Genomic DNA, 2,369 nt, shown 5'->3' with positions numbered 1-2,369 from the left:
TCAGCATAACCACGAAAGCCGCCTGATCATGACCTCAGGCCATCTGGGAAATTACACCACCTTGACGGACGCTACCTGGAGTTTCTTGAGCGCGAAAATATCGAATGCACGGGTCAGAGCCTTGGCGGAACACAAGCACGCCGCGTCGAGTTCTGGCCGTCAACCGGGAGGGCTCGGCAAAAGTTTCTGGGAGATGCAAGACTAAGTGAATTTGCAGTGGCGCCCACTCCGGCGTCTCAAATCGAGCTGTTCTGAAAACGAAACCAACAACTTTTGACCAAGTGACCGACCACGGGTCTTCCGTCCAGCAGCGACCGGAGCCCGGTTGGTATTTACGCCGATCGGCGCAGGTTGAGCAATCGCCCGACGCGCGGAGCTTTCATCTCGGCCAGCGGGGCGGGCGATTGCGGTGGTCAGAACCCGCGCGTAGTCTGCCGGTGTCTGGTAGTCTAGGGCCGAGTGTGGGCGTTCGGTATTGTAGTCGGTAGCCCAGGCGGCAATCACGATCCGCGCGTGGGCCAGATTGCAAAACATGGTCTCATTGAGCAGTTCGTCTCGCATCCGACCGTTGAAACTCTCCACGAAACAGTTCTGCATCGGCTTACCCAGCGCGATGTAGTGCCATTCGATCCGGCGCTCGGAACACCATCGCAGGATGGCATTCGAGGTCAGTTCCGTGCCGTTGACGCTGACAATCATTCCGGGTTTGCCGCGGCGTTCGATCAGAGCCGTCAGTTCATGCGCCACCCGGCGCCCCGAAATCGAAGTGTCCGGGATCGCCGCGAGGCACTCCCGCGTGACTTCGTCGACCACGTTGAGCACTCGGAAGCGTGGTCGTTGGCGAACTGGTCGTGGACGAATCGAAGGTCCGCGCAGCGAAATCCAGCGATCAGCGCGCATTGGGTCGCGCCGCGATCAGAATCTGGGCCCGTGTTCCGACCGTTTGCACCGAGCCTTCCTTTAGCGCACCGTCAGGCCTTCTTCGCGTTAGAGCCAACCGCCCCTGACTTGAGCCCCGTTTCTTCCTCCAGTTTGAGGTAGAGTCCGTTCCGAACGAGGAGACGGACAATGAAGAGATCACGGTTCACCGAGGAGCAGATCATCGGGGTCCTGAAGCAGCACGAGAGTGGTATTTCTACGGCGGATCTGTGCCGCGAGCACGGGATCAGCTCGGGAACGTTCTACAAGTGGAAAGCGAAGTTCGGCGGGCTTGAGGTGTCAGACGCCCGCCGGCTGGAAGCGCTGGAAGACGAGAATGCCAAGCTGAAGAAGCTGCTGGCGGAGCAGCTCCTGGACAACGCGATCCTGAAGGATGTCGCGTCAAAAAAATGGTGACGCCCGCTGCGAGGCGAGAGGCCGTGGCTCATGTCTGTAAAGAGCACGAGGTGAGCCAGCGGCGGGCGTGTTCGGTTCTCGGTGTGGATCGGTCGAGCGTGCGCTATCGGAGCGTGGGGCTGGACGATGCCGAACTGCGGCGGACGATGAGGAAGGTCGCGGCGGAGCGGCGCCGGTTCGGCTACCGGCGGGTGCATGTGATGCTTGCTCGGCAGGGCTGGCAGGTGAACCAGAAGAAGCTCCGGCGGCTCTACCGCGAGGAGAAGCTTTAGGTGCGCAAGCGCGGTGGCCGCAAGCGTGCCCTCGGAACCCGCCGGCCGATGTTGGTGCCGGAACGGGCCAACGAACGCTGGAGCCTGGATTTCGTGTCGGACGCCTTCACCGACGGACGCCGGTTCCGGGTTCTGGCCATTGTCGACGACTTCAGCCGCGAATGCCTGGCGCTGGTGGCCGACACTTCGCTCTCGGGGCTGCGCGTCACCCGCGAGCTGACCGCGATGATAGCGCAGCGTGGCAGGCCGACGACGATAGTCAGCGACAATGGCACCGAGTTCACCAGCATGGCCATTCTCCGGTGGTGCCAGGAGACCGGCGTCGGCTGGCATTACATCGCACCCGGCAAACCGATGCAGAACGGCTTCATCGAGAGCTTTAACGGCAGCTTCCGCGACGAACTTTTGAACGAGACGCTGTTCTCGACGCTCGCCGAAGCCCGCACCGCGATCACCGCATGGAAGGAGGACTACAACCAGATCAGACCCCACTCATCCCTGGGCAATCTCACGCCCGAAGAATTTTCAATGAAGATGAGACTGGAAATGAAGGCCGCCTGAGGCCAGAAACATACCGACGGATTCTCCCGACGAGTGGAGGGAAGTCGGGTCTCAGGTCAGGGTCTCAGGTCACTCGCTGCATCGGCAGGTAGGTAATGTCCGAGCACCGGACCTGGTTCGACGATGGTAGCGTCCACGGACGTGGTGTAAATTCAGCGCCGTCTTCGGTGTAATCTCAGGTGGCCATCGAGGTGTATGGTC

General features: G+C 61.0%; 1 protein-coding gene and 2 pseudogenes. 2 read left to right on the top strand and 1 reads right to left on the bottom strand.

Annotation, left to right across the window (positions count from 1 at the left end):
* Positions 1–205, top strand: a 205-nt coding sequence (locus tag P0X85_RS14970; protein ID WP_275815137.1) for a hypothetical protein, incomplete at its 5' end; no start/stop codon positions are given.
* Positions 206–303: 98 nt separating this feature from the next.
* Here P0X85_RS14970 and P0X85_RS14965 read toward each other — a convergent pair.
* Positions 304–987 (bottom strand): annotated as a pseudogene (locus P0X85_RS14965) (integrase core domain-containing protein); the annotation flags it as partial.
* A gap of 81 nt (positions 988–1,068) precedes the next feature.
* On the opposite strand from P0X85_RS14965, the pseudogene P0X85_RS14960 reads away from it, so the two are divergent.
* Positions 1,069–2,168, top strand: a pseudogene (locus P0X85_RS14960) (IS3 family transposase).
* Positions 2,169–2,369: the final 201 nt, after the last annotated feature.

Origin of the sequence: Pseudothioclava nitratireducens (assembly GCF_029210495.1) — a bacterium.
Taxonomy (GTDB): Bacteria; Pseudomonadota; Alphaproteobacteria; order Rhodobacterales; family Rhodobacteraceae; genus Pseudothioclava; species Pseudothioclava nitratireducens.
The sequence above is the reverse complement of the archived record's forward strand: the minus strand, read 5'-3'. Positions and strand labels throughout refer to the sequence as shown.